Source organism: Rugamonas sp. FW305-51, assembly GCF_058786935.1.
Genome location: NZ_JBYSZG010000002.1, coordinates 208526 through 234843 on the forward strand (window position 1 = coordinate 208526; position 26318 = coordinate 234843).

General features: G+C 63.3%; 21 protein-coding genes and 3 tRNA genes. 8 read left to right on the forward strand and 16 right to left on the reverse strand.

Annotated features, from left to right (window positions below):
- Positions 1-14: 14 nt before the first annotated feature.
- Complete coding sequence (locus AC3WOS_RS02150; RefSeq protein ID WP_492714179.1) at positions 15-752, reverse strand: ABC transporter ATP-binding protein; 738 nt, start codon at positions 750-752, stop codon at positions 15-17.
- On the opposite strand from AC3WOS_RS02150, the gene AC3WOS_RS02155 reads away from it, so the two are divergent.
- Both AC3WOS_RS02155 and mnmH read left to right on the forward strand, forming a co-directional pair.
- Positions 751-1407, forward strand: coding sequence for an arylesterase (locus AC3WOS_RS02155; RefSeq protein WP_492714180.1), 657 nt, complete (start codon positions 751-753; stop codon positions 1405-1407). The two genes, AC3WOS_RS02150 and AC3WOS_RS02155, sit on opposite strands and share 2 nt — an antisense overlap.
- Positions 1404-2468 carry a tRNA 2-selenouridine(34) synthase MnmH gene (gene mnmH / locus AC3WOS_RS02160; protein WP_492714181.1) on the forward strand — a complete coding sequence of 355 codons (1065 nt, stop codon included), beginning with the start codon at positions 1404-1406 and terminating at the stop codon, positions 2466-2468. Before AC3WOS_RS02155 ends, mnmH begins: the two co-directional genes overlap by 4 nt.
- 235 nt (positions 2469-2703) lie before the next feature.
- On the opposite strand, the gene AC3WOS_RS02165 is transcribed toward mnmH, so the two are convergent.
- The 11 genes from AC3WOS_RS02165 to AC3WOS_RS02215 form a co-directional block, all read right to left on the reverse strand.
- Positions 2704-4629 carry a SurA N-terminal domain-containing protein gene (locus AC3WOS_RS02165; RefSeq protein WP_492714182.1) on the reverse strand — a complete coding sequence of 642 codons (1926 nt, stop codon included), beginning with the start codon at positions 4627-4629 and terminating at the stop codon, positions 2704-2706.
- 447 nt (positions 4630-5076) lie between these two features.
- Positions 5077-5153 (reverse strand) — tRNA-Asp (locus AC3WOS_RS02170).
- 23 nt (positions 5154-5176) lie between these two features.
- Positions 5177-5252 (reverse strand) — tRNA-Val (locus AC3WOS_RS02175).
- A gap of 41 nt (positions 5253-5293) precedes the next feature.
- Positions 5294-5581, reverse strand: coding sequence for an HU family DNA-binding protein (locus tag AC3WOS_RS02180; RefSeq protein WP_492714183.1), 288 nt, complete (start codon positions 5579-5581; stop codon positions 5294-5296).
- A gap of 192 nt (positions 5582-5773) precedes the next feature.
- Entirely contained in the window at positions 5774-8185 is a 2412-nt protein-coding gene (gene lon, locus AC3WOS_RS02185) for an endopeptidase La (RefSeq protein ID WP_492714184.1), read from the reverse strand.
- A gap of 280 nt (positions 8186-8465) precedes the next feature.
- A complete protein-coding gene (clpX, locus tag AC3WOS_RS02190; protein WP_492714185.1) occupies positions 8466-9734 on the reverse strand; it encodes an ATP-dependent Clp protease ATP-binding subunit ClpX in 1269 nt (422 codons plus the stop codon).
- Positions 9735-9889: 155 nt separating this feature from the next.
- Positions 9890-10507, reverse strand: a complete 618-nt coding sequence (gene clpP, locus AC3WOS_RS02195; RefSeq protein WP_492714186.1) for an ATP-dependent Clp endopeptidase proteolytic subunit ClpP — start codon at positions 10505-10507, stop codon at positions 9890-9892.
- A gap of 62 nt (positions 10508-10569) precedes the next feature.
- Complete coding sequence (tig, locus tag AC3WOS_RS02200; RefSeq protein WP_492714187.1) at positions 10570-11910, reverse strand: trigger factor; 1341 nt, start codon at positions 11908-11910, stop codon at positions 10570-10572.
- Positions 11911-11945: 35 nt separating this feature from the next.
- Positions 11946-12032 (reverse strand) — tRNA-Leu (locus AC3WOS_RS02205).
- A gap of 163 nt (positions 12033-12195) precedes the next feature.
- Positions 12196-15306 carry an efflux RND transporter permease subunit gene (locus tag AC3WOS_RS02210; RefSeq protein WP_492714253.1) on the reverse strand — a complete coding sequence of 1037 codons (3111 nt, stop codon included), beginning with the start codon at positions 15304-15306 and terminating at the stop codon, positions 12196-12198.
- A complete protein-coding gene (locus AC3WOS_RS02215; RefSeq protein WP_492714188.1) occupies positions 15306-16466 on the reverse strand; it encodes an efflux RND transporter periplasmic adaptor subunit in 1161 nt (386 codons plus the stop codon). Before AC3WOS_RS02215 ends, AC3WOS_RS02210 begins: the two co-directional genes overlap by 1 nt.
- A gap of 235 nt (positions 16467-16701) precedes the next feature.
- Here AC3WOS_RS02215 and hpnC point away from each other — a divergent pair, with 235 nt between their 5' ends.
- From hpnC to AC3WOS_RS02245, 6 genes are all read left to right on the forward strand, one after another.
- A complete protein-coding gene (gene hpnC / locus AC3WOS_RS02220) occupies positions 16702-17541 on the forward strand; it encodes a squalene synthase HpnC (protein WP_492714189.1) in 840 nt (279 codons plus the stop codon).
- 81 nt (positions 17542-17622) lie between these two features.
- Entirely contained in the window at positions 17623-18456 is an 834-nt protein-coding gene (gene hpnD, locus AC3WOS_RS02225; protein ID WP_492714190.1) for a presqualene diphosphate synthase HpnD, read from the forward strand.
- Positions 18449-19828 carry a hydroxysqualene dehydroxylase HpnE gene (hpnE, locus tag AC3WOS_RS02230; RefSeq protein WP_492714191.1) on the forward strand — a complete coding sequence of 460 codons (1380 nt, stop codon included), beginning with the start codon at positions 18449-18451 and terminating at the stop codon, positions 19826-19828. The genes hpnD and hpnE overlap by 8 nt, the downstream gene beginning before the upstream one ends.
- A gap of 118 nt (positions 19829-19946) precedes the next feature.
- Complete coding sequence (locus AC3WOS_RS02235) at positions 19947-20120, forward strand: hypothetical protein (protein WP_492714192.1); 174 nt, start codon at positions 19947-19949, stop codon at positions 20118-20120.
- 16 nt (positions 20121-20136) lie between these two features.
- Positions 20137-20910, forward strand: a complete 774-nt coding sequence (locus tag AC3WOS_RS02240; protein WP_492714193.1) for a DUF1700 domain-containing protein — start codon at positions 20137-20139, stop codon at positions 20908-20910.
- Positions 20911-20950: 40 nt separating this feature from the next.
- Positions 20951-21760: a head GIN domain-containing protein gene (locus AC3WOS_RS02245; protein ID WP_492714194.1), complete on the forward strand. Its 810-nt coding sequence runs from the start codon at positions 20951-20953 to the stop codon at positions 21758-21760.
- Positions 21761-21878: 118 nt separating this feature from the next.
- On the opposite strand, the gene AC3WOS_RS02250 is transcribed toward AC3WOS_RS02245, so the two are convergent.
- The 4 genes from AC3WOS_RS02250 to thrC form a co-directional block, all read right to left on the reverse strand.
- Positions 21879-23132 (reverse strand): TIGR03862 family flavoprotein, encoded by a 1254-nt coding sequence (locus AC3WOS_RS02250; protein WP_492714195.1) that lies wholly within the window; start codon positions 23130-23132, stop codon positions 21879-21881.
- Between the two features lie 134 nt (positions 23133-23266).
- Entirely contained in the window at positions 23267-23524 is a 258-nt protein-coding gene (moaD, locus tag AC3WOS_RS02255) for a molybdopterin converting factor subunit 1 (protein ID WP_492714254.1), read from the reverse strand.
- Between the two features lie 35 nt (positions 23525-23559).
- The gene (locus AC3WOS_RS02260; protein ID WP_492714196.1) at positions 23560-24786 is read right to left on the reverse strand and encodes a molybdopterin molybdotransferase MoeA; all 1227 of its coding nucleotides are present in this window, start codon (positions 24784-24786) and stop codon (positions 23560-23562) included.
- A gap of 33 nt (positions 24787-24819) precedes the next feature.
- Complete coding sequence (gene thrC, locus AC3WOS_RS02265; RefSeq protein ID WP_492714197.1) at positions 24820-26298, reverse strand: threonine synthase; 1479 nt, start codon at positions 26296-26298, stop codon at positions 24820-24822.
- Between the last annotated feature and the right edge of the window lie 20 nt (positions 26299-26318).

Here is a 26318-nt window from a genome sequence, read left to right on the forward strand (position 1 = left end):
GCGCGTTGGCCGCCTCACACCAGGCGGCCGGCCGCGATGGTGATGGTGCGGCCGCAGCGGGCCGCGATGGTGGCGTCGTGGGTGACCAGCACCAGGGTCGAACCATGTTCGCGATTGAGTTCGAACATCAGCTGGATCACGGCTTCGCCGGTGGCCGCATCGAGACTGCCGGTCGGCTCGTCGGCCAGCAGCAGCGGCGGTTCCGTGACAAAGGCGCGCGCCAGCGCCACGCGCTGCTGCTCGCCGCCGGACAGGTACTTGGGATAATGGCGCAGCCGTTCGCCCAGCCCCACCCGCCGCAACATGGCCTGGGCCTTGTCGCGCGCGCCCGCTTCGCCGCGCAGTTCCAGCGGCAGCATCACGTTCTCGAGCGCCGTCAGGTGCGGCAGCAGCTGGAAGGACTGGAACACGAAACCGAGCTTCTCCTTGCGCAGCGCGGCCCGGCCATCCTCGTCGAGCGCGTAGATATCGACGCCGTCGAGCAGCACGCGGCCGCCGCTGGGGCTGTCCAGACCGGCCAGCAATCCCAGCAAAGTGGACTTGCCGGAGCCGGAAGCGCCTACAATAGCGAGCGTTTCCGCCCTTTGCACGGTAAAATCGACCTGGTGCAATATCGTCAGCTCGCCGCCGGCGTCCGCCACCCGCTTGGTCAGGCCCGTCACTTCGATGGCGGCAGCCCCCGCAGCGGCGGTATTTGCGGCGTGGGCGGCGGGAGTCAATTGAATGGAAGGCGTCGTTGGAAGATCGGGCATGCTGAATTTATTAGAAAAATGTCGTGACACTGCAAGGGCATACCGGCTCGCGTTCGCCGCCCTGCTCATGCTGTGCGGCGCCGCGAGCGCCTATTCTGCACCAAAAACCGTGCTCGTGCTCGGCGACAGCCTGTCGGCCGAATATGGCCTGAGCCGGGGCAGCGGCTGGGTGGCCCTGGCCGAGCAGAAGATCAAGGAACAAAATATCGGCGCCGACATCGTCAACGCCAGCGTCAGCGGCGAGACGACGAGCGGCGGGCGCACCCGGCTGCCGGCCCTGCTGGAAAAATATCACCCGCAAGTGCTGGTGATCGAACTGGGTGCCAACGATGGCTTGCGGGGGCTGCCCGTGGCCGCCGCCGAAAACAATCTGCGCGCCATGGCCGCCGCGGCGCGCCAGGCCAACGCCCGCGTGCTGCTGGTGGGCATGCGCATGCCGCCCAACTACGGGCGCCAGTACGCCGACCAGTTCTTCGCCATGTACGCCACGCTGAGCAAGGAGATCCAGGCGCCGCTGGTGCCCTTCATGCTGGAAGGCGTGGCCGACAAGCCCCAGCTGTTCCAGGCCGACCGCCTGCACCCGACGGCCGAGGCCCATCCAACCATCCTGGCCAATATCTGGCCCTCTCTACAGAAAATTATCAAAACACGATGAAGTACCCTGAAATACTGCGCTTTGAAGATGCACTCCCGCGGCTGGAACAGTTTGACACCATCATCGACGTGCGCAGCCCGTCCGAATTTGCGCTCGACCACCTGCCCGGCGCCATCAACTGCCCGGTGCTGGACGACGAGCAGCGCATCCAGGTCGGCACCATGTACAAGCAGGTCAACGCCTTCGAGGCCAAGAAGGTCGGCGCGGCGCTGGTCGCCCGCAATATCGCGCAGCACATCGAAGCGCAGTTCCTCGACAAGCCGCGCGACTGGAAGCCGTTGGTCTACTGCTGGCGCGGCGGCAACCGCAGCGGCTCGCTGGCCCACATCCTGGCCAAGATAGGCTGGCCCGTGGCGCAGCTGGACGGCGGCTACAAGGCCTTCCGCAACTACGTCAACGGCGCGCTGGAACTAGCGCCGGCGCTGTCGTTCCGGGTCATCTGCGGCACCACGGGCAGCGGCAAGAGCCGCCTGCTCGAAGTGCTGGACGCCGACGGCGCGCAGGTGCTCGACCTGGAGCAGCTGGCCGCCCACCGCGGCTCCGTGCTGGGCAACCTGCCCAGCCAGCCGCAGCCCACCCAGAAAGCGTTTGAAACGATGGTCTGGGATCGCCTGCGCAAGTTCGATCCCACCCGTCCCGTGTTCGTCGAATCGGAAAGCAAGAAAGTCGGCCAGCTGCGGGTGCCGGCTGCGCTGATGGATACCATGCGCGCCTCGCCCTGCATCTCGCTGACGCTGTCGCGCGCCAACCGGGTACGGCTGCTGATGGAAGACTACGCCCACTTCACGCAGGACCCGGCCACGCTGAACGCGCAGCTCGACTGCCTGGTGAGCCTGCACGGCCACGAGAAGATCAAGCGCTGGCATGAACTGGCCAACTCAGGCCAGATGGAGCTGCTGGTCGAAGAACTGCTGGCCGAGCACTACGACCCGGCCTACCTACGCTCGATCGACCGCAATTTCGTCCAGTTCGACAAGGCCGAAGTGCTGGAACTGGCAGACATCACCCCCACCGCCTTCCTCGCCGCCGCCCGCCAACTGCAAGCCTCCAACCAAGAATAAGCGGCCAAGAAGAAATGGGGACGTACCCTTTTTTAGAAATGGGGTACGTCCCCATTTTTTTCGGGCGCCGCTGCCCTGTCCAGAAATCGAAGAAATGGGGACGTACCCCTTTTTTACCCCGCTTTTTAGAAATGGGGTACGTCCCCATTTTCTTCCATTTTTTTGGAGGTCGCTGCCCTGTCCAGAAAAAACAAAAGCCGCGGATTGCGGCTTTTGTTTTGTTGTGACGCCCTTCTTACTTGGCGTCGGTGTCGGTCTTCGCTTCGCTGCTGGCCACGGCCAGCGGCTTGACGATCTTGACCTTGGCTTTCTGCTTCAGCGCTTCTACGTAGTCGAACATCTCTTGCTGGGCAACGATGTTGGCGATCTGGTCGGCTTCGGCCTTGCGGCGCGCTTCGTCCTGCTCGGCCGGCTGCTGCACCTTGCCGATACGGTAGATGCCATAACCCATGCCAGGCACTTCCACGCCGACGTAGGCTGGCAGCTTGCTGGTGTCGGCACGCATCACCTGGGCCATGGCCAGGCCGTTGATGCCGTCGGCCTTGGAACGCGATACCAGCTTGGCGGCGCCGAAACCGGTCGCTTCACCCGACTTCTTGAAGGCGGCCAGTTTCTCGTCGCCCGTTTTCTTGGCCAGTTTCAGCGCTTCTTCCATCGTCACGCGCTGACGGATGGCGGCGTCCACTTCGGCCAGCGGCCGCTTGGCGGCCGGCTTGAACTCGACGATGCGGCCGGCGATCAGGGTGCTCGGCGCCACTTCCACCGCTTCCGTGTTGCGCTTGTTCTGCAGCGAGTCGTTGGTGAACAGGGCGGCCAGGAACTTGGCGTTGTTGTAGGGCGCCGTACCGGCTGCCGGCGACGGTACGCGCGAGATGTTGGCGGCCGTTTCGATCTTCAGGCCCAGCTTGTCGGCCACAGGCTTCAGGCTTTCGGCCTGCTCGTACACGGTGTTGGTGAACGCTTCGGCCATTTCCGAATACTTCTTGGCCGCTTTCTGTTTCTTCAGTTCGGCGGCGACGTCGTTCTTCACTTCATCCAGCGGCTTGACGGTGGCTGGCTTGAGCGAGGTCACGGTCAGGATGTGGTAGCCGAATTCCGATGCCACCACGTCGCTGATTTCGCCCTGCTTGAGCTTGTAGATGGCGTCTTCCACCGGCTTGGTCATCGTGCCCTTTTCGATCACGTCCAGGTCGCCGCCTTGCGGGGCCGAACCGGGGTCTTCCGACTTGGCCTTGGCGATCCTGGCGAAATCGGCCGGGTTCTTGCGCACTTCGGCCAGGATGGCTTCGGCCTTGGCCTTGGCGGCAGCCTTGTCGGCGGCGCTGGCGTCCTTCTTCACGGCCACCAGGATGTGGCTGGCGCGGCGGGTTTCTTCGCTCGTGTAGCGCTTCTGGTTCTGGGCGTAGTAGGCGGCGACATCGGCGTCGCTGACGGACACTTGCGACATCACGGCGTCGCTGTTGAAGACCACGTATTCGATCTTGGCCTGCTCCGGCACTTCGAACATCTTGGCGTTCTTGTCGTAGTAGGCCTTGACCATGTCGTCCGTGACCTTGACCTGGGCGGCGAATTCGCTGATCGGCAGCACCAGTTCCTGCACTTCGCGTTCCTGCGCGCCGATGTCGGACACGGTCTTGGCGATGGTGCGCGGGGCGAAGCCGGTGTTCTGGATGGCGCCGCTCAGCTGCTGGAAGGCCATGTCACGGCGCATGCGCTGGTCGTTCATGGCCGGGGTCATGCCCTGCGCTGCCAGGATGGCCTTGTAGTGCTCCATGTCGAACTTGCCCTCGCCACCGAACACTTCGAGGATGGCTTTCTGCAGGGCGGCGTCAGTCACGGTCAGGTGGGCGCGCGCCACTTCCGCGCTCAGGGCGCGCTCGGCGATCATCTGGTCCAGGATGTTCTGCTTGAATTCCGGGGTGTCGAACAGCTTCTGGTCGAACTGGGCGCCCAGACGCTGGCGATAGCTTTCCAGCTGACCGCGCAAGGCCGACTCGAACTCCTGCTGCGTCAGCGCGCGGCCGTCGATCTTGGCGATCGTGTTGGCATCGTCACCGAAGCTCTTGTAGCCGCTGATACCGACCAGCGCGAATGACGGAATGATGAGCAGCATCAGGAAAAACTGCATCAAGCGTTGATGGGTGCGTATAAATTCAAACATGGTCAGCCAATTCGGATTGAGTGGAACTTGCACATACAAAAAAAGGCGAACTTTCGTTCGCCTCTTCTGTTTCTGGCGGAGTGGACGGGACTACAGAATCGCAGTCCACTTCCCCTTTAAATTCAACGAGTTATGCGGCACAGTGAACGAAAAACCTGCCGAATAAATCGGTATCACGCGATTTTACAGTGCGGCCCCGTCGATAGCAAGAGTAAATCAATGGCAACACAGGCCACATTGCGGCCCGGCGGACAGGTCCGGGCGGTGAGCGGCAACGGCCATTTTAGCCGCGCGATAAATCAGTTGAAGTTTAAATGAACGAACACAAAGCAAGCGCCGCCGGTACGCAGCGATTCAAACGGATGGAGATAGACAGGCGGCGCGCGATAATCGGCGGCCGAAAAAGAAAAACCCCGCAGCCGGTAACAGCTACGGGGTATCTTGTTCTGGCGGAGCGGACGGGACTCGAACCCGCGACCCCCGGCGTGACAGGCCGGTATTCTAACCAACTGAACTACCACTCCTGCAAATGCTGGTACTGCTTGACTGGTGGGCGCTGAGAGGCTCGAACTCCCGACCTAAGCCTTGTAAGGGCTCCGCTCTACCAACTGAGCTAAGCGCCCCACATCAAACAAATCGGTGAGTGTCTGCTCACCGAAGTGCATTAGTTTACAGCATCTTTCAAAGCTTTGCCAGCTTTAAATTTAGGGACTTTCGCCGCCTCGATGGTGATCTCTTCCTTGGTGCGCGGATTGCGGCCGGTACGGGCAGCGCGTTCGCTCACGGAGAAGGTGCCAAAGCCGACCAGGGTGACGCTGTCGTTCTTTTGCAAGGTTGTTGTTACACCGTCGATCACCGCATCGAGTGCGCGCGCCGCAGCCGCTTTCGAGATATCAGCGGATTGGGCAATATGGTCGATCAATTCAGTCTTATTCACTAGCTTCCCCGTCACAAAGGTTTATATCGTTGCACCGCCTATTAATCGCCTATCGAATGTGGCGCTAATTGCGGCAGAGAAAAAATCTCAGGCCGTATTAAACAAGCGGCACTCGCTTTATGTCAAGGCTTTAGGCCGGGAATAGCGCTTTAAATAACAAACAAGCGCCTCGAGGGCGCTTGTTTGTTCGTTACAAGAGACAAAAGCTTAGTGTTTTACTACTTCCGTCTGGCCATCCACCTTGGCCGCAACAGCCGCCACCGTTTCCACGGCAGCCGTTTCCGTCAACGGTTCGGGCAGGCGTTCCAAGGCGATTTCCAGCACCTTGTCGATCCAGCGCACGGGCACGATTTCCAGCTTGTTCTTCACATTGTCCGGAATATCGGCCAGATCCTTGACGTTCTGCTCAGGGATCAGCACCGTCTTGATGCCGCCGCGCTGGGCCGCCAGCAGCTTCTCTTTCAGGCCGCCGATCGGCAACACTTCGCCGCGCAAGGTGATCTCGCCGGTCATGGCCACGTCGGCACGCACGGGGATGCCCGTGAAGACCGACACCATGGCCACCGTCATGGCGGCGCCGGCGGACGGACCGTCCTTCGGCGTGGCGCCTTCCGGCACGTGGATGTGGATGTCGCTTTTCTCGAACACCTCGGCCTTGATGCCCAGCCGGGCTGCCCGGCTGCGCACGACGGTGCGGGCCGCTTCGATCGATTCCTTCATCACATCGCCCAGCGTACCGGTACGGATGACGTTACCCTTGCCTGGCATCTGCACGGCCTCGATGGTCAGCAGATCGCCGCCCACTTCGGTCCACGCCAGCCCCACCACCTGCCCGATCTGGTTGTCCTTCTCGGCCACGCCGAAGTCGTAGCGGCGCACGCCGAGGAACTTGTCCAGGTTCTTGCCGGTGACGGTCACCTTCTTGTCCGACTTCTTCAGCAGCAGCATCTTGACCACCTTGCGGCAGATCTTGGACACTTCGCGCTCGAGCGAACGCACGCCCGCTTCCCGGGTGTAGTAGCGGATGATGTCGCGCAGGGCCGACTCGGCCACCGAGATTTCCTCTTCCTTCAGGCCGTTGTTCTTGATCTGCTTCGGCAGCAGGTAGCGCTGCGCGATGCTGGTCTTTTCGTCTTCCGTGTAACCGGACAAGCGTATCACTTCCATCCGGTCCAGCAGGGCCGGCGGAATGTTGTACGAGTTCGACGTGGCCACGAACATCACATCGGACAGGTCGAAATCGACTTCGATGTAGTGGTCGGAGAACGTGTGGTTCTGTTCCGGATCGAGCACCTCGAGCAGGGCCGACGACGGATCGCCGCGGAAGTCCGCGCCCATCTTGTCGACCTCGTCCAGCAGGAACAGGGGATTGCGCACGCCGACCTTGGCCAGCGATTGCAAAATCTTGCCCGGCATGGAGCCGATGTAGGTGCGGCGGTGGCCGCGGATCTCGGCCTCGTCACGCACGCCGCCCAGGGCCATGCGCACGAACTTGCGGTTCGTGGCGCGGGCGATGGACTGGCCCAGCGAGGTCTTGCCCACGCCCGGTGGACCGACGAAGCACAGGATGGGCGCTTTCAGCTTGTCGACGCGCTGTTGCACTGCGAGGTATTCCAGGATGCGTTCCTTGACCTTCTCGAGGCCATAGTGGTCGCCTTCCAGCACTTTCTCGGCGTTGCTCAGGTCGTTGTTGACCTTGGACTTCTTCTTCCATGGCAAGCTGACCAGGGTGTCGATGTAGTTGCGCACGACGGTCGCCTCGGCCGACATGGGCGACATCAGCTTGAGCTTCTTGAGCTCGGCCGTGGCCTTGTCCAGCGCTTCCTTGGGCATCTTGGCTGACGCGACCTTCTTCTCCAGTTCGTCCAGGTCGGCGCCCTCTTCGCCTTCGCCCAGCTCCTTCTGGATGGCCTTGACCTGTTCGTTCAGGTAGTACTCGCGCTGCGACTTTTCCATCTGGCGCTTGACGCGGCCACGGATGCGCTTCTCCACTTGCAGGATGTCGAGCTCGCCTTCGAGCTGGCCCAGCAGGTGTTCGAGGCGCTTGGAGACGCTGAAGATTTCCAGGATCACTTGCTTTTGCTCGAGCTTGAGCGGCAGATGGGCAGCCACCGTGTCGGCCAGGCGGCCGGCATCGTCGATGCCCGACAGCGAAGCGAGGATCTCGGGCGGGATTTTCTTGTTCAGCTTGACGTACTGGTCGAACTGCTGAACGATGGCGCGCCGCATGGCTTCGATTTCCGACTCATCGCCCAACTCCGATTCGAGCGGCGTCAGTTCGGCCACGAAGTGCGACGGCGTGTCGGTGATGCGCTTGATGCGCGCGCGCTGCGCCCCCTCCACCAGCACCTTGACGGTGCCGTCGGGCAGCTTCAGCATTTGCAGAATATTGGCCACGCAGCCGATCTCATAGATATCGGAAGCAGAAGGTTCGTCCTTGGCAGCGGCTTTTTGCGCGGCAAGCATGATGCTCTTGCCTTGCTCCATCGCGGCTTCCAGCGCCTTGATCGATTTTGGGCGCCCTACGAACAGCGGTATCACCATATGCGGGAAAACTACAACGTCCCGCAACGGCAATAACGGCAGTTGAGTTTGCTCAGTTAATTTGGAAGTTGTCATGGCGTACCTTATGTGAAAGCGTGTTTATGATGTGGGCGCTGTGTAGCCTTATCACAAGACCGGCGTCCAGAAAAAATTCCAGGCGTTCACTATTGGCCGGGAAACTGGAGGCCGTGCTCTAAAAGCGTGCGCTTCAAATAAAAAAGCCACGCGCGGCGTCGGTGTCGCGAGTGGCTTTTCGAATGAAGCCTGCATCTTTTATTGATTTAAATTGTACCGCCTCGCCCCGGAGATGCGAAACCCTTTTTTCGCATTTGTGTCTCCAGGGTATTGAGATTAATTAATTTTCTCCAGAAACTTTTGCCGGTTCCTGATAAATCAATAATGGTTTGGCGCCGCTGGTGATGGTGTTTTCATCAATTACCACCTTGGTGACGTTTTGCTGATTCGGCAATTCGTACATGATGTCGAGCAGCGCATGTTCCAGGATGGAACGCAGGCCGCGGGCGCCGGTCTTGCGGGCCAGGGCCTTGCGGGCGATGGCGTGCAAGGCGGCCGGACGGATTTCCAGCTCCGCCCCTTCCATGTCGAGCAGCTTGGAGTACTGCTTGACGAGGGCGTTCTTCGGCTCGATCAGGATCTGGATCAGCGCCTCTTCCGTCAGCTCCGACAGCGTGGCGACCACGGGCAGACGGCCCACCAGCTCGGGGATCAGGCCGAACTTGATCAAGTCTTCCGGTTCCGCTTCCAGCAACACGTCGCTGGCCGAACGCTCGGACTTGCTCTTGACGCTGGCCGAGAAGCCGATGCCGCTCTTTTCGGAACGGTTGGAAATCACCTTGGCCAGGCCGTCGAAGGCGCCGCCGCAGATGAACATGATGTTGGTGGTGTCGATCTGGACGAAGTCCTGGTTCGGGTGCTTGCGCCCGCCCTGGGGCGGCACGGATGCCATGGTGCCTTCGATCAGTTTCAGCAGGGCTTGCTGCACACCCTCGCCCGACACGTCGCGCGTGATGGACGGATTGTCGGACTTGCGGGAAATCTTGTCGATCTCGTCGATGTAGACGATGCCGCGTTGCGCCTTGTCCACATCGTAGTTGCAGCTTTGCAACAGCTTCTGGATGATATTCTCGACGTCCTCGCCCACATAGCCCGCTTCCGTCAGCGTGGTGGCGTCGGCGATGACGAACGGTACGTTGAGCATGCGCGCCAGGGTCTGGGCCAGCAGGGTCTTGCCCGAGCCGGTAGGACCGACCAGCAGGATGTTGCTCTTGGCCAGTTCGATGTCGTCCTTCTTGCCCAGGTGCTTCAGACGCTTGTAGTGGTTGTACACCGCCACCGACAGGATGCGCTTGGCGGTCTGCTGCCCGATCACGTATTGATCCAGCAACTCCTTGATTTCTTGCGGGGTCGGCAAGTCCGACTTGGCGCCCGTGACGGACTCGATGGCCGACGTTTCGTCGCGGATGATGTCATTGCACAAGTCGATGCACTCGTCGCAGATGAACACCGACGGGCCGGCGATGAGTTTCTTTACCTCGTGCTGGCTCTTGCCGCAAAACGAGCAGTACAGTAATTTTTCGCCGCTGGAGGATTTTTTGTCTGACATGGGGCAGTTTTCTTTGGTTTACCAGGTTGTGTCCGGTGCTAGCGTGTGCGGCCTGGAAAAAACCCGCCCACAACTACATGCTACCCGAAATAAAAACGAAACGCCCGAACGTTTGAGCGTCCGGGCGTTTTTTTAGCAATTCCGCTTGGGACGCATCAAGCGCGGGAAGTCAACACTTTGTCGATCAAACCGTACTCGGTGGCCTCGTCCGCGGACAGGAAGCGGTCGCGGTCCGTGTCCTTGGCGATCTGCTCTATCGTCTGGCCCGTGCGTTCCGCCAGGATGCTGTTCAGGCGGTGGCGCAGGTAGAGGATTTCCTTGGCCTGGATTTCGATGTCCGAAGCCTGGCCCTGGGAACCACCGGACGGCTGGTGGATCATGATGCGCGAGTTCGGCAGCGAGAAGCGCTTGCCCTTGGCGCCGGCGGCCAGCAGGAAGGCGCCCATCGAGGCGGCCATGCCGGTGCACAGCGTGGACACGTCGGGCTTGATGAACTGCATCGTGTCGAAGATCGCCAGGCCGGCCGAGACGGAACCGCCAGGGGAGTTAATGTACAGCGAGATATCCTTGTCAGGATTTTCGCTTTCCAGGAACAGCAACTGGGCGACGATCAGGTTCGCCATCTGGTCGTTGACGGGGCCGACCATGAAGACCACACGCTCCTTCAGCAGACGCGAGTAGATGTCATAGGAGCGCTCGCCGCGGCCGCTCTGTTCCACCACCATCGGCACCAGGCCGAGCATTTCAGTGTCCAGCGCCGGATTTCGGTTCATTCCAGTCATTCCTTTTCCTTGTGAAGCAGACAGGCTGGCCACAAGGACCAGCCTGAGCTGAATTACGCTTGAGCGTTGCTTCCCATCAGTTCGTCGAAGGCGACAGCCTTGGACGACGTTTTCGACAGGCCCAGGACATAGTTGACGACGTTTTCTTCCAATACAAGGGCTTCCACTTCGGCCAGGCGACGACGATCGCTGTAGTAGTACTTCAGCACTTCGCGTGGATCTTCGTAGCTCTGGGCGAAATCTTCCACCTGGGCCTTGACTTGCTCAGGGGTCGCTTGCAGCTTCTGCTCGCCGACCAGTTGCGACAGGATCAGGCCCAGGCGTACGCGACGCTCAGCCTTGTCCTTGAACAGTTCCGGTGGGAAAGGCACGTCCTTGACGTTCATGCCGCGCTGGGCCATGTCCTGACGGGTCATTTCGGCCAGACGCTCGGTATCCTGGGCGATCAGTGCCTGTGGCACGTCCAGGGTGGCGGTCTTGACCAGGGTTTCCATCACGGCTTCCTTGTTGCGGGCCTTGATGCGGCCGGCCACTTCGCGTTCCAGGTTGACCTTGATGTCGTCGCGCATCTTGGCGACGTCGCCATCGGCCACGCCCAGCGATTTGGCGAACTCAGCGTCCACTTCCGGCAGGTGCGCCCATTCCAGCTTCTTCAGGGTGATGGTGAACGATGCCGTCTTGCCGGCCACGTCCTTGCCATGGTAGTCCTCTGGGAAAGCCAGCGGGAAGGTCTTGGCCTCGCCCACTTTCAGGCCGATCGTGGCTGCTTCGAACTCAGGCAGCATGCGGCCTTCGCCCAGCACGAAGGCGTAGTCGTCAGCCTTGCCGCCTGGGAATTCCACGCCGTCGATCGAACCGACGAAGTCCACGGTCACGCGGTCGCCGTTGGCGGCAATGGCTGCGCCACCGTCGCCGTGCTCACCGGCTTCACCCTTGGTGTGGAAGTGCACGCGCTGCTTGCGCAGGATTTCGATGGTCTTGTCGATTTCGGCGTCGGTCACTTCCGACTTCACGGTCTCGATTTCGACGGCGGTCAGGTCGCCGATCACCACGTCCGGGTACACTTCGAACGTAGCGTCGAAGGTCAGCAGGCCTTCCGGTGCATCGTTTTTCGGTTCGATGCGTGGGTAGCCGGCGACGCGCAGGTTGTTTTCGTTGGCGGCATCGTTGAAGGCGCGGCCCACTTTGTCATTCAGCACTTCGGTTTCGATCTGATAACCGTATTGTGCTGCGACCATTTTTAAAGGAACTTTGCCCGGACGGAAGCCAGGTGCCTTAGCCGACTTGGCTTGCACTTTCAGGCGCTTCTCAACTTCCGAGCGGACATCAGTCAGCGGGAAGGAGATCGTGATACGACGTTCGAGTTTGCCCAAGGTTTCGACTGCAGTTGCCATGTTTAAAAATCGTCCAAAAAATTTATAGATACAGTTGGTGCGAGGAGGGGGACTCGAACCCCCACACCATTGCTGGCGTCAGGACCTAAACCTGGTGCGTCTACCAATTTCGCCATCCTCGCGGCATGTTTGCACAAAAGCAAAGGGCGACCCGTAAGTGAAAACGGTCGCCCTATCCCGCCTCGCAGTGGGAGCTTTCAACTTCAACGCGGTATTTTAACGGGTTTTTCGGCGAAATGTGGCGTTTTTTAACTTATCACCAACATCGCGCTTACTTTCGTTAATTTACTCTTTATTTGCCGTTAATTTCTCTGTGGCCGGCAGCGGTTTTTTCACCCGGAACCAGGCCGCATACAATGCCGGCAAGAATAATAAGGTCAAGGCCGTGGCCAATACCAGGCCGCCCATGATCGCCACGGCCATCGGCCCCCAGAACACGGAGCGCGACAAGGGGATCATGGCCAGCGCGGCGGCGGCCGCCGTCAGGATGATGGGGCGGCAACGGCGCACGGCCGATTCCACCACCGCATCCCACGGTTCGTGCCCGGCCGCGATGTCCTGCTCGATCTGGTCCACCAGGATCACGGAGTTGCGGATGATCATGCCGAACAGCGCGATGATGCCCAGGTTGGCCACAAAGCCCAGCGGACGGTGCAGCAACAGCAAGGCCATGGCCGCGCCAGCCACGCCCAGCGGCCCCGTCAGGAACACCAGCAAGGCCCGCGAGAAACTGTGCAGCTGCAACATCAACAAAGTGAAGATGATGAAGATGGCCAGCGGCAAGTTGGCCGCGATCGACGCTTCGGCCGCCCCGCTGTCGGCCGCAGCACCCTTGACGGTGATGGCGTAGCCGGCCGGCAGGCGGGCCCGCAAGACCTCGAGCTTGGGATTGATCTGGCCGGAAACGGTCGGTCCCTGGATGCCGTCGACCACGTCGGTCTGCACCGTGATGGCCCATTCGCGCCCTTCGCGCCACACGACACCCGGCTCCCACACGAAATGGGCCCGCGCCAGCTGGCTGATGGTGACGGACTTGCCGTTGGCCGTGGGAATATTGGTGTCGTTCAGCACGGCGATCGTGTTGCGCTCCTCCAGCGGCTGGCGCACCTGGATGTCGATCAGCTTGTTGTCTTCGCGGAACTGGCCGACCGTGGTGCCGGACAGGATGGTGTTGGCGGCCCGCATCACCGTCTGCGACGTCACGCCCAGTGCCCGCATCTTGTCCTGGTCCAGGTCCAGCCGCAGCACCTTGATCGACTCGTTCCAGTTATCGTTCACGCCCACCGTGTTGGGGTTGGCACGCATGATGTCCTTGACCTCGTCGGCGATCGCCCTCACCTTTTCCACCTGCTCGCCCGTCACGCGGAACTGCACGGGGTATGGCACGGGCGGACCGTTCGGCAGCAGCTTGACGCGGCCCCGCACCTCGGGGAAATCGTTCTTGAAGATATCGACAATCTTGTCGCGCAGCACGCCACGGGCATGCAAGTCCTTGGGCAGCACGACGATCTGCGACACGTTGGTCTGCGGGAAGATCTGGTCCAGCGGCAGGTAGAAACGGGGGCTGCCCGTACCCACATAGCTGGTCACGCTGACCACGCCCTCCTGTTTCGAAATAAAGGCTTCGAACTTCTTCACCTGCGCCTCGTTGGCGGCGAAGGTGGTGCCTTCCGGCGTCCACATTTCCACCATCAGTTCCGGCCGGCTGGAATCGGGGAAGAATTGTTTCTCGATAAAGTTGAAGCCATACACGCCCAGCGCGAACACCAGCAAGGTGGCGGCGATGGTGGTCTTGCGGTATTCCACGCACCAGTTGACGAGGGCGCGGAACTTGCGGAAGCCGGGCGTATCGAACAGTTCGTGGTCGCCGTTCGCATGAGGCTTGACCTTGAGCAGCACGTAGCCCAGGTAAGGCGTGAACACGACGGCCACCACCCACGAAATGACGAGCGCCAATGCGTTGACGGAAAACAGCGAGAAGGTGTACTCGCCGGCCGCCGACTTGGCCAGGCCGATGGGCAGGAAGCCGGCCACTGTGATCAGCGTGCCCGTCAGCATGGGCAGCGCCGTGGAGGTGTAGGCGAAGGTGGCCGCCTCGAAGCGCGACATGCCCTCCTCCATCTTGCGTACCATCATTTCCACGGCGATGATGGCGTCGTCGACCAGCAGGCCCAGGGCAATGATCAGGGCGCCCAGCGAAATCTTGTGCAGGTCGATGTCGAGCACGCGCATGAACAGGAAGGTAACGGACAGCACCAGCGGGATGGTCAGCGCCACCACCAGGCCTGGGCGGGCGTCCAGCCGGAACGGCTTGCTGTGCAGGCCCAGCGACAGGAAGCTGACGGCCAGCACGATCAGCACGGCTTCGATCAGCGTATGCACGAACTCGCCCACGGAAGCGGTCACGGCCGCCGGCTGGTTCGATACCCGCGCCAGTTCGATGCCGACGGGCAGCTTGGCCTTCATCTGGTCGACCGTCTTTTGCAAGCCCTCGCCCATGCGGATGATGTTGCCGCCCTTCTCCATCGACACGCCCAGGCCGATCACTTCCTTGCCGTTAAAGCGCATCTTGTCCTGCGGCGGATCCTTGTATTCCCGCTTGACGGTGGCAAAGTCGCCCAGGCGGAAGGTGGTGCCGTTGGCGCGCAGCTCCAGCTCCTCCAGGTCCTTGACCGTTTTCAGGGCACCCGTCACCCGTACCTGCAGGTTGTCGGTGGGCGTCACCAGCACGCCGGTCGACTCCACCGAGTTCTGGGTGGCGATCTGGTTGACGATGGCTTCGAACGGAATGCCCAGCTGGGCAAACTTCTTGTGCGAGAACTCGATGTTGATCTTTTCGTCCTGCACGCCGAACAGTTCGACCTTGGACACCAGCGGCACGCCCAGCAGCTGCTGGCGCACGAAGTCGGCGTAATCCTTCATTTCCGCGTAGGTAAAGCCGTCGCCGGACAGGGCGAAGATGGAACCGTAGGTGTCGCCGAACTCGTCATTGAAGAAGGGGCCGATCACGCCGGGCGGCAAGGTGCCGCGGATGTCGCCTATCTTCTTGCGCACCTGGTACCAGGAAGCGGTCGTATCCTTGGGCGAGGCCGATTCGCGCAGCTTGAGGATGATGACCGTCTCGCCCGGCTTGGAATAGCTGGATATCTCGTCGATGTCCGGGGTTTCCTGGAGCTTTTTCTCCAGCTTGTCCGTCACCTGCTCGGCCATCTGCAGCGACGTGGCGCCCGGCCACATGGCCCGCACCACCATGGCGCGGAAGGTGAACGGCGGATCCTCGTCCTGGCCCAGGTTGGTGTAGCTGAGCATGCCGCCGATCAGCAGCACGGCGATCAGGTAGCGTGTGAGGGGAATATGTTCGAGCGCCCAGCGCGAAAGATTGAAGCCGCCCTTCATCATATGGCCGCCTCGCCACTGCCCAGGGCGGCGCTGGCGCCGGCCGGACGCACCGGCTTGGCCGGCAAGTCATTGCCGAGGATCTTGACCTTCTGGCCCGGCTTGAGCAGGTTGACGCCGGCCGTGACGACAGTCTGGCCCGCCGTCACGCCCTTGCTGAGCACCAGTTCGTTGCCGGCCACGCCGCCGATGGCGACCGGCACCAGCTTGACGGCGCCGTTTTCCACCACCCACACGGAAGTGGCCGCTTTTTCATAGAACAGAGCCGTCAGCGGCACCTTGATCTGGGGCACCGGCGTCTTGGAGGCGAACTGCACCACGGCCGTCATGCCCAGCTTGGCTTCCGTCAGGCTGTCGGGAATGGAGACCTTGACCGTATAGGTGCGGGTGGACGGGTCGGCCACCGGCGAGATCTCGCGGATCTTGCCCGCCACCGCCTTGCCGGGATCGGCCCACAGCCGCACTTGCACGTCGGGAACGTGGCGCAGGGTTTCCACCTTATCTTCCGGCAGGCCGATGACAATTTCCTTGTCGCCCGCCTTGGCCACCCGCACCACGGGCGTGCCGGGCGCCACCACCTGGCCCACTTCCGCATCCACGGCCGTGACCACGCCATCGATGTCGGACACGAGGCTGGCGTAACCGGCCTGGTTGGACTGGCCGCGGTAGGCGGCATGGGCCGAGTCCACATTGGCCTGGGCCGCCTTGTAGGCGGAATCCTTGGCGTCGAGCACGGCCTGGCTGACGAAGTTCTTGGCCCGCAATTCCTGATAGCGTTTCAGTTCAGCGCTGGCCAGGTCGCGATTGGTTTCAGCCGCGCGCAGGCCGGCCAGCGCCTGCGCCTGGGCCAGCTGCAAGTCCTGCGGGTCCAGTTCCATCAGCACCTGGCCATGCTTGACCAGCGTGCCCACGTCCACCTTGCGGCTGACGATCTTGCCGCCCACGCGGAAGCCCAGGCGCGATTCCACCCGGGCCCGCACCTCCCCGGAAAATTCGGCATTGACGTCGATGTCGCTGCTGGCGAGCACCATGACGCGCACGGGCCGGATATCTTCCGTCTTCTCGGCGGGCCTGGAACAGGCGCTCAGCACGACGGACAGAACCATCAGCGCGGCGAGCGGTATGGGATGGGGAAATCGCAGGTATTTCAGGGCGGACACGATGTTTTCCTTTACTATGCGGGCTGTTCGATTTTGTCTAACGGCAACACCTGGTGCATCTTGCTTCGTACATCCTGTCTCATCGGTGCATGAGCGCCCAGCCAAATACTTGCTGTGGATTCAAGATGCCACTACTATTACGTGTTGGAAATTAATGACTTTCCGTTAAGTAATTATAAACCGCTCTCTTTCGTTTGCAAATGACTTTTGCGTCATTAATTTGAATAGTCCCTCTATGCCTGTAGAACATTACGAGAACTTCCCCGTCGCATCGGTGCTGCTGCCGCGCCGGCTGCGCCCTGCGGTGGAAGCCATTTACGCCTTCGCCCGCAGCGCCGACGACCTGGCCGACGAGGGCGACGCCGCCCCCGAGCAGCGCCTGGCCGCGCTCGCTGGCTACGAGGCGGCGTTGGGCCGCATAGAACAGGGAGCCGAGACGCATGAGCCCATGTTTGCCCGGCTGGCGGCCACCATCCGCCAGCACCAGTTGCCGATGCGGCCATTCTACGACTTGTTGTCGGCGTTCAAGCAGGACGTGCTGGTGAGCCGCTACGCCAGCTACGACGCCCTGCTCGACTATTGCGCGCGCTCGGCCAATCCGGTCGGCCTGCTGATGCTGACCCTGTACGGCCAGGCCGACGAAGAGAACGTGCGCGACTCGGACGCCATCTGCACCGCTTTGCAGCTGATTAACTTCCTGCAGGATGTGGCCATCGACACCCACAAGGAACGCATCTATATCCCGCTGGAAGACTTGAGCCGCTACGCCATCTCGCCGGCCGCGCTCGACCATCCGGACGCCCGCCCCCGCTGGCGCGCCATGATGAAGATGGAAGTGGCACGGGCCCGCGCCCTGATGCTGAGCGGCGCCCCGCTGGCGCTGCGCCTGAACGGACGTATCGGCTTCGAGCTGCGCATGGTGGTGCAAGGCGGGCTGCGCATCCTGGAAGCGATCGAGGCGGTGGACTACGACGTGTTCCGGCGCCGCCCCCAGCTGGTCAGGCGCGACTGGCTGGCCGTGTTCTGGCGTGCCGTGCGCATGAAAAAAACGCTGAAAACCTTGGCACTGGCGTAAGAATCTGCGCCAACAGCCTTCGCAACGGGCGCCGTGCCTATAGAATAGCGCCTTCGATAGTCTCATCTTGCAACAAAGACCATGTCCCCCGACGAATACTGCCAACAAAAGACCGCCCAGAGCGGCTCCAGTTTCTACTACAGTTTCCTGTTCCTGCCGCCCGAGCGGCGCCGCGCCATCACGGCGCTGTATGCGTTCTGCCGCGAAGTGGATGACACGGTCGACGAGTGCACGGACGAATCCGTGGCCCGCATCAAGCTGGCCTGGTGGCGCAAGGAAATTGCCGGCATGTACGAGGGCAAGCAATCGCACCCTGTTACCCAGGCCCTGCAGCCGCACCTGGCGCCCTACAATCTGCAGGAAAAACACTTGCAGGCCATCATAGATGGCATGGAAATGGACTTGAACCAGAGCCGCTACCTCGACTATGTGGCCCTGCAGCGCTATTGCTGGCATGTGGCCAGCGTGGTGGGCATCCTGTCGGCCAGCATTTTCGGCGCCACCCGGCCGGAAACGCTGCAATACGCGGAAAAGCTGGGTCACGCCTTCCAGCTCACCAACATCATCCGCGACGTGGGCGAAGATGCGCGCAAGGGCCGCATCTACCTGCCCATCAGCGAACTGCAGCAATTTAACGTGACGGCGGCCGACCTGCTCAACGCCAAGCACAGCGAAAACTTCGAACAGCTGATGAAGTTCCAGGTCGCCCGGGCCCAGGCCGCCTACGACGAAGCGTTCGCCCTGCTGCCCAAGGAAGACCGGCGCGCCCAGCGTCCCGGGCTGATGATGGCCGCCATCTACCGCACCTTGCTGACGGAAGTGGAAGCGGACGGTTACCACGTGCTCAAGCAGCGCATTTCGCTCACCCCCATCCGCAAGCTGTGGCTGGCGTGGAAGACGTATATCCGTGGCTAAGCAGGCACCTGGCGTAGCCGAGCGCAGCGTCGCCGTCGTCGGCGGCGGCTGGGCCGGCTGCCCCGCCGCCGTGGAACTGGCGCGCCGTGGCCACAAGGTCACCCTGTTCGAGGCCGCCCGCGTGCTGGGCGGACGGGCGCGCCGCGTCGTCACCGAGCAAGCCCTGCTCGACAACGGCCAGCACATCCTGCTGGGCGCCTACCAGGAAACGCTGCGCCTGCTGAAAACGGTGGGCATCAGCGAGCAGCAGGCACTGCTCAAGCTGCCCTTGCAGATGCGCTATCCGGCCGGCACCGGCGGCATGGACTTTGTCGCCCCGCGCCTGCCCGCCCCGCTGCACCTGCTGGGCGCCCTGCTGCGGGCCAAGGGCTTGCAGCGCGACGACAAGCTGAGCCTGGCCCGCTTTTCCACCACGGCCCGCTGGATGGGCTGGCAGCTGCACAACGATTGCAGCGTGACCGAGCTGCTGGCGCGCTTCGACCAGACGCCGCGCCTGATCCAGCTGATGTGGCGCCCCCTGTGCCTGGCGGCGCTGAACACGCCGCCGGAGCGGGCTTCGGCCCAGGTCTTTCTCAACGTGCTGCGCGACAGCCTGGGCGCCCGCCGTCGCGCCTCGGACATGCTGCTGCCCCGCGCCGACCTGACGGCCCTGTTCCCGGCCGCGGCGCAAAGCTATCTGCAAAGCCGCGGCGGCGCCGTCCGCACGGGGGCCAAGGTCCAGGGCCTGGCCCGGCTGCCCGACGGACGCTGGCAAGTGAGCGCCAGCGGCGAAGCCGTGGGCGGCCAGCTGGAGCAACCGTTCGACGGCGTGGTGCTGGCCACCTCGGCCAGCCAGGCGGCCGTGCTGCTGCACGGGATCCCGGACGCCGACCTGACCGCCCTGTGCGCCCGCCTGACGGCGTTCGAGCCGGAGGCCATCACCACCTGCTACCTGCAATACGACAGCGCCGTGCGGCTGGACCTGCCCTTCTTCGCCCTGCTCGATGCGCCGGAGCGCTACCAGTGGGGCCAGTTCGTATTCGACCGCGGCCAGCTCGATGCGCGCAATGCGGGCCTGCTGGCGGTGGTGGTGAGCGCGTCCGGCGCCGCCGCCGAACAGGGGCAGGCATTGCTGGCCGAAGCGGTCGCCGTGCAGCTGGCCGACGTGTTCCAGCGCCCGGAACTGGGCCTGCCCAAGTGGTTCAGGGTGATCACGGAAAAGCGGGCCACCTTCGCCTGCGTGCCGGGACTGGACCGCCCGGGCAACGCCACGGGCCTGGCGCGGCTGGCCATTGCCGGCGATTACACGGCCAGCGACTACCCGGCCACCCTGGAATCGGCCGTGCGCAGCGGCGCCGGCGCCGCGTCCGGCCTGTGGAATACCCCGCCCTGATCCCCGGATTCGGTCGCCTGCCCCGTCAAATGCGCATCCTGTCGCACGCCACTGGCTGGCGCGATGCTACTTGCGTACAGTCGCATCATCGGCAGCAGGAGCATTGCGGGGGGTAGAAATGAACATTGCACTGAGCATCAAGATCATCGCCGTGCTGGCCCTGGTGGCGGCCAGCACCGCGGCCATCGTGCAGACGGAGCCGGGACTGGTGCCGGGCGAGGGCCAGAACCGCCACCATCCGCAGGCGCAGGCCGCGATGGCCGCGGGGGAGCCGGCATTGCACAACAGATAACGAGAGCAGCATCGAGATGAACAAACAGGAATATCTGGACACCCTCAGGCGGGCCATGACGGGCTTGCCGCCGGACACGGTGGCCAAGACCCTGGCGTACTACGAGCAGCAGTTTATCGACGGACTGACGGTGGGCCGCAGCGAGGCCGAGATCGCGCGCGAGCTCGACGAGCCGCGCAAGGTTGCCATGACGCTGCGCGCCAGCCGGCATCTGCATGCTTATGAACAAAGCAAGAACCCAGCCACCCTGCTGCGCATGACGATGTCGTTCGCCGGCCTGGCCCTGTTCAATCTGTTCATGGTCATTCCCGCCATGGTCTACGGCGCGCTGCTGATGGCCCTCTACGCCAGCGCGTTCGCCTTCTATATTTGCGGCATCGCCGTCACGGCCAGCGGCCTGTCGGGCCAGAACGAACTGGCGCTGGAAGGCCCGCTGCGCCAGTTGGCCCCGCTCGACCACGACGGCTCGGACGATCCGGCGCTGGAAGCACGCATGGCCATCAACAAGATGGGCATACGGTTGTTTGTCGACCCGGCGCCGGCCGAAGATGGCGATCCGGAGCCGCGCGCGCCTCACCTGCTGGAGCGGGCCGAGGCCGTGGCCAACGGCGACCTGCGGGTCACCACCGATTTCGATCACGGCGCGCGCACCACCCAGACGCTGGTGGGGCTGGGCATGGTGTTGGCCGGCATTGCCCTGTGCCTCGTCAGCCTGGTCATCACGCGCTTCACGGTGGCGGGCCTGAAACGCTACGCGCAAATGAATATGTCGCTGCTGCGGGGCCGCTGAGGCCACCGCCCCCGTCGCAAGCAAGGAATCGGAGTACAGAATGCGTGGATTACTTAAAGTTGCAACCAGCCTGCTGCTGCTGGCGTTCCTGCTGATCGGGGTGTCGTACAGCATGCTGCGTTCCTATGGGCGCAGCAATCCGTCCAGCGCCGCCGGCCGCGCGCCGGGCAGCGAGGTGCGCAAGATCGGCAAGGACATCACGGTGGTCGTGCTGAACGGCCCCATCGACCTGACGCTGACCCAGGGCGACACGCCCTACATGAAGGTGCGGGGCGAACAGCGCCTGCTGGGCAACGTGGAGACTGCGCTCGACGGCAACACGGTCCACATCGGCCCCAAGGGCATGCTGTTGCACCATCGCCTGCCGCTGCAAGTGGTGATGGTGCTGCCGGCGCTACAGGAACTGAATGTGCACGGCAGCGGCGACGCCACCGTCAACGGCTTCAGCGGCGAGAAGTTCAAGCTGGCCCTGCACGGCTCGGGCAACGTGACGTTCAATGGCCGCTACAAGCAGCTGGCGGCCGGCGTGCATGGCACGGGCGACTTGAACCTCAACGCGGGCAACAGCGAGAACGTGGCGCTGGAAATGGTCGGCTCGGGGCAGATCACGTCCACCGGCAGTTGCAAGACGCTGAACGCAGAACTGACGGGATCGGGGGACCTGGATGCCCAGCACCTGGCGTCGGACCAGGTCAGCGTGAACCTGAACGGTTCGGGCACGACGGCCGTCTTCGCCAAGCAGAAGGCCGACCTGACCCTGCGCGGCAGCGGCGACATCCGCGTGCACGGCAATCCAGACAACCGCAACGTGAGCCGCACGGGCTCCGGCGAAGTGACGTGGGATCAGTAAGCGCCTGACGACGCATCGATCGTCACCGCTTCGGGCAGCTATGCCGGCTCCAGCCGGCGGTGCCGCCGGCAATCCTCAGCCTGGCGGCAGGCAGTCGTCAACCTGGCGCAGCGAGTCCTCAGTGCGTCGCGCGCTCCGGCGCCGCCTGCAACCAGGCCAGCGCTTGCCGCCCCGCCGCCTGGCCGCCGGCCAGGCAGGCCGTCAGCAGATAGCCGCCCGTGGGCGCCTCCCAATCGACCATCTCGCCAGCCACGAAGACGCCGGGCAGCGCGTTCAGCATCGTGCCCTCGAGTGCGTCGAAACGCACGCCGCCGGCGCTGCTGATCGCTTCGTCGATGGGACGGGGCCGCAGCAAGCGCACCGGCAGCGCCTTGATGGCGGCCGCCAGCGGTTGCGGATCGCCGTAGTCATCGGCGCCCAGGCATTCGCGCAGCAGACCCGCTTTCACGCCCTTCAGTCCCAGCCGGCTTTGCAGATGGCTGGACATGGAGCGGGCACCGCGCGGGCGCTGCACTTCATCGAGCACCCGCTGTCCGGTCAGATCCGGCAACAGGTCGAGGAAGATGGTGGTGCCGCCGTCGGCCGCGATCTGGTCGCGCAGCGCGGCCGACAGGGCATAGATCAAACTTCCCTCCACCCCGCCGGCCGTGACCACGAACTGGCCCTGCTTGCGCAGCGGCTGGCCCTGCGCGTCCGTCGACAGGATGGCGACCGTGGTCAGCGGATGGCCGGCATAGCGGCTGCTGAAATGCTCGCTCCAGTCGACATCGAAGCCGCAATTGGCCGCCACCAGCGGCGCCAGCGCCACGCCACGTTCGGCCAGCAGCGGCAGCCATGCGCCGTCGGAACCGAGCCTGGCCCAGCTGCCGCCGCCGAGGGCGAGCACCACCGCGTCCGCTTGCGGCGTTACTTCGCCGTCCGGGCCGGCCAGCAGCAAGGCGCCGTCGCGCCAGCCCAGCCAGCGATGGCGCATGTGGAACTGCACGCCCTGCTCGCGCAGCCGGTGCAGCCAGGCCCGCAGCAACGGCGCCGCTTTCATATCGGTCGGGAACACGCGGCCGGAAGTGCCGACGAAGGTGTCCACGCCCAGGCCGTGCACCCAGTCGCGCACGTCCTGCGGGCCGAACGCGTCCAGCATGGGACGCAGGGCCGCGGCAGCCTTGCCGTAGCGGGTGACGAAGTCGGGATAGGGTTCCGCGTGGGTGATGTTCATGCCGCCGCGCCCGGCCAGCAGGAACTTGCGGCCGACGGAAGGCATGGCGTCGTACAGGTCGACGTGCGCCCCGCCCTGCGCCAGAGTCTGGGCCGCCATCAGGCCGGCGGGACCGCCGCCGATTACGGCAACGCGAAATTGTGGAATACTGGACTGCATGTCACCGATCTGAAAACTGTTACTGAAAGCCGGGGCCCGATGCTGGCGTGGCGGCTGTCAGTCCGGGAAGGATGGCTAAGGCGGCAGGTCCAGGTCGGGTGGCGAAACGGCAGATGATGCCGGGGCCGATGCGCTCAGCCGCCCGTTACCGGCGGGAAGAAGGCCACTTCGCAGCCATCGCTGACGGCCGTGTCGGCGGCGCACATCACCTGGTTGCAGGCCATGCGCAGCGCGCGGCCTTCGCCCAGTGCGGCGGCCCACTTGCCGCCGCGCGCCACCAGGTGGGCGCGCACGTCGCCCACGGTGGCCGCGCCGGCCGGAAGGGTCAGCGTTTCGGTGGAGGTGCCGAGGGTCTCGCGCACGCTGGCAAAGAATCGCAGCGTAATATTCATCGTCATTTCTGTCTTCTGGTTGGTCCAGCGCGCTGCTAGTGCAGCAATTCGCTAAACGGTATAAATCGTACGGTGTCGCCGGCCATGATGCTGCGGCCAGGCGGGTTGTCGATCACGCCGTCGCCCCACACCGTGGAGGTCAGCACACCGGAACTCTGGTTGGTAAACAGATCAAGGCCGCCCTTGTCGTTGAAGCGGGCCCGCAGGAATTCGTTGCGGCGATCCGGTTTGGTCCAGTCGAAATCGGCCCGCATCGGATAGGCGCGCGGCGTGAGCGCGCGGCTGTCTTCCACGCCCTGCAGGCGCAGGATGAAGGGCCGCACGAACATCAAAAAGGTGATGTAGCTCGACACCGGATTGCCCGGCAGGCCGATAAAGAAGGCCTGCTGCACCTCGCCGAAGGCCAGCGGCTTGCCCGGCTTGACGGCGATCTGCCACATATTGAGCTTGCCTTCCGCTTCCACGGCCGGCTTGATGTGGTCTTCCTCGCCGACGGACACGCCGCCGGAAGTGATAATCAGGTCGTTCTGCCGCGCGCAGTCGCGCAGCACGGCGCGGGTGGCGTCCAGCGAATCGGGCACGATGCCGAAGTCGCTGATCTCGCAGCCCAGATTCTCCAGCAGCGCGCGCAGCGTGAAACGGTTGGAATTGTAGATGGCGCCCGGCGCCAGCGGTTCGCCCGGCATGGTCAGTTCGTCGCCGGTGAAGAACACGGCCACTTTGAGCTTGCGCCGCACCGGCAGCTGCGCCAGCCCGACGGAAGCGGCAAGACCCAGCTCCTGGCTGCGCAGCCGGGTGCCGGCCGGCAGGATGATGCTGCCGTTGGTGATGTCCTCGCCGGCGCGCCGTATCCACTCGCCCGGCTTGGGCGCATGGCGCACGGTGACGACGGTTTCCGTCGCTTCGCATTGCTCCTGCATGACGACGGCGTCCGCCCCTTCCGGTATCAGTGCGCCGGTGAAGATGCGGGCCGCCGTGCCGGGCAGCAGCGGCTGGCCGACGTGGCCGGCCGGTATCCGCTGCGACACCGTCAGCGTGGCCGCGCCGTCGGCGCAATCGGCCGAGCGCACGGCGTAGCCGTCCATTTGCGTGTTGTCCCGCGCCGGCACGTTCATCTCCGACACCTGGGCCTTGGCCAGCACCCGGCCGTTGGCGGCCAGCGTGGGGATGGTTTCGATTTCCGCGACCGGGCGCGCGGCCGACAGCATGAAGGCCAGCGCCTCGCTCACCGCCAGCATCGGTTTGGGCTTGTATTCGCTCATGGTTGGCGTACTCCTTTGCTCCCTGATGCCGCGTTACAGGCCGGTGTTGGCGGCGATGTAGGCTTTCATCTTCTCCACGTCGGCCGGCATGACGACGAACTTCTGCGGCAGCGCCTCGATGTTTTCGAAGCCGGCCGGACGCTCGGCGTCCACGCCCAGCGCGTCGAGGATGGTTTCGTTGAACTTGGCGGCCAGCGCCGTCTCCAGCACGATCATCGTCACGCCCGGCTCCAGGTTCTCGCGGGCGACCTTGATGCCGTCGGCCGTGTGGGTGTCGATGGTGATGCCGAAGTCGTCGGACACGTCGCGGATGGTGTCCAGCCGGTCCTGATGGGTCGATTTGCCGGACTTGAAGCCGTACTTCGACACCAGCTTGAATTCGTCGCCGTCGCTGCCAGGCTTGCCCGACAGGTCGAAGCCGCCGTGGGTTTCCACTTTCTGGAACAGGGCGCGGGTGCGGTCGCCGTCGCGGCCAACGAGGTCGTACACGAAGCGCTCGAAGTTGGACGCCTTGGAGATGTCCATCGACGGGCTGCTGGTGTGGTAGGTCTCGGCCGACTTGCGCACGCGGTACACACCGGTGCGGAAGAATTCGTCCAGCACGTCGTTTTCGTTGGTGGCGGCCACCAGCTTGTCGATCGGCAGGCCCATCATGCGGGCGATGTGGCCAGCGCAGATGTTGCCGAAATTGCCCGATGGGACGGTGAACGAGACTTTCTGGTCGTTGCTGGTGGTGGCGGCCAGGTAGCCGCGGAAGTAGTACACCACCTGCGCCACGACGCGCGCCCAGTTGATGGAGTTGACGGTGCCGATCTTCTGTTTGGCTTTGAACGGCAGGTCGTTGGAGACCGCCTTGACCATGTCCTGGCAATCGTCGAACACGCCCTCGACGGCGATGTTGAAGATGTTCGGGTCCTGCAGGCTGAACATCTGGGCCGTCTGGAACGCGCTCATCTTCTTGTGCGGCGACAGCATGAAGACGCGGATGCCCTTCTTGCCGCGCATGGCGTATTCGGCCGCGCTGCCGGTGTCGCCCGAGGTGGCGCCGAAGATGTTCAGTTGTGCGTCATGCTTGGCCAGCGTGTATTCGAACAGGTTGCCCAGCAATTGCATGGCCATGTCCTTGAAGGCCAGCGTGGGGCCGTTCGACAGGGCTTGCAGCACCAGGCGCGTGCCGTCCTCGCGCTCTTCCAGCACGCGCAGCGGCGTGATCTGGCTGGCCTTCTCACCCTTGCGGGCGTTGCAATAGACTTCCTTGGTGTAGGTCTTGGCGGTCAGCGCGCGCAGGTCCGCTTCGGGAATGTCGGTCGCGAACTTCCGCAGGATCTCGTAGGCCAGGTCGGCATAGGACAGCTGGCGCCATGCATCGAGCTCGGCGCCGGTCACTTGCGGATAGGAGGTCGGCAGGTACAGGCCGCCGTCCGGCGCGAGGCCGCCCAGCAGGATGTCGGAAAATTGTTGGGAAGACGAGGCGGCGGCCGATGCGGCGGCGCGGGTAGACACGTATTGCATAGATTAGAAAGGTCCAGTTG

Excerpts from the sequence above, each read along its gene's own strand:
- AC3WOS_RS02155 (WP_492714180.1), top strand. The coding sequence starts at position 751 with ATGCTGAATTTATTAGAAAAATGTCGTGACACTGCAAGGGCATACCGG.
- AC3WOS_RS02150 (WP_492714179.1), bottom strand. The coding sequence starts at position 752 with ATGCCCGATCTTCCAACGACGCCTTCCATTCAATTGACTCCCGCCGCC.
- mnmH (WP_492714181.1), top strand. The coding sequence starts at position 1,404 with ATGAAGTACCCTGAAATACTGCGCTTTGAAGATGCACTCCCGCGGCTG.
- AC3WOS_RS02165 (WP_492714182.1), bottom strand. The coding sequence starts at position 4,629 with ATGTTTGAATTTATACGCACCCATCAACGCTTGATGCAGTTTTTCCTG.
- lon (WP_492714184.1), bottom strand. The coding sequence starts at position 8,185 with ATGACAACTTCCAAATTAACTGAGCAAACTCAACTGCCGTTATTGCCG.
- clpX (WP_492714185.1), bottom strand. The coding sequence starts at position 9,734 with ATGTCAGACAAAAAATCCTCCAGCGGCGAAAAATTACTGTACTGCTCG.
- clpP (WP_492714186.1), bottom strand. The coding sequence starts at position 10,507 with ATGAACCGAAATCCGGCGCTGGACACTGAAATGCTCGGCCTGGTGCCG.
- tig (WP_492714187.1), bottom strand. The coding sequence starts at position 11,910 with ATGGCAACTGCAGTCGAAACCTTGGGCAAACTCGAACGTCGTATCACG.
- AC3WOS_RS02210 (WP_492714253.1), bottom strand. The coding sequence starts at position 15,306 with ATGAAGGGCGGCTTCAATCTTTCGCGCTGGGCGCTCGAACATATTCCC.
- hpnC (WP_492714189.1), top strand. The coding sequence starts at position 16,702 with ATGCCTGTAGAACATTACGAGAACTTCCCCGTCGCATCGGTGCTGCTG.
- hpnD (WP_492714190.1), top strand. The coding sequence starts at position 17,623 with ATGTCCCCCGACGAATACTGCCAACAAAAGACCGCCCAGAGCGGCTCC.
- AC3WOS_RS02235 (WP_492714192.1), top strand. The coding sequence starts at position 19,947 with ATGAACATTGCACTGAGCATCAAGATCATCGCCGTGCTGGCCCTGGTG.
- AC3WOS_RS02240 (WP_492714193.1), top strand. The coding sequence starts at position 20,137 with ATGAACAAACAGGAATATCTGGACACCCTCAGGCGGGCCATGACGGGC.
- AC3WOS_RS02245 (WP_492714194.1), top strand. The coding sequence starts at position 20,951 with ATGCGTGGATTACTTAAAGTTGCAACCAGCCTGCTGCTGCTGGCGTTC.
- AC3WOS_RS02250 (WP_492714195.1), bottom strand. The coding sequence starts at position 23,132 with ATGCAGTCCAGTATTCCACAATTTCGCGTTGCCGTAATCGGCGGCGGT.
- moaD (WP_492714254.1), bottom strand. The coding sequence starts at position 23,524 with ATGAATATTACGCTGCGATTCTTTGCCAGCGTGCGCGAGACCCTCGGC.
- AC3WOS_RS02260 (WP_492714196.1), bottom strand. The coding sequence starts at position 24,786 with ATGAGCGAATACAAGCCCAAACCGATGCTGGCGGTGAGCGAGGCGCTG.
- thrC (WP_492714197.1), bottom strand. The coding sequence starts at position 26,298 with ATGCAATACGTGTCTACCCGCGCCGCCGCATCGGCCGCCGCCTCGTCT.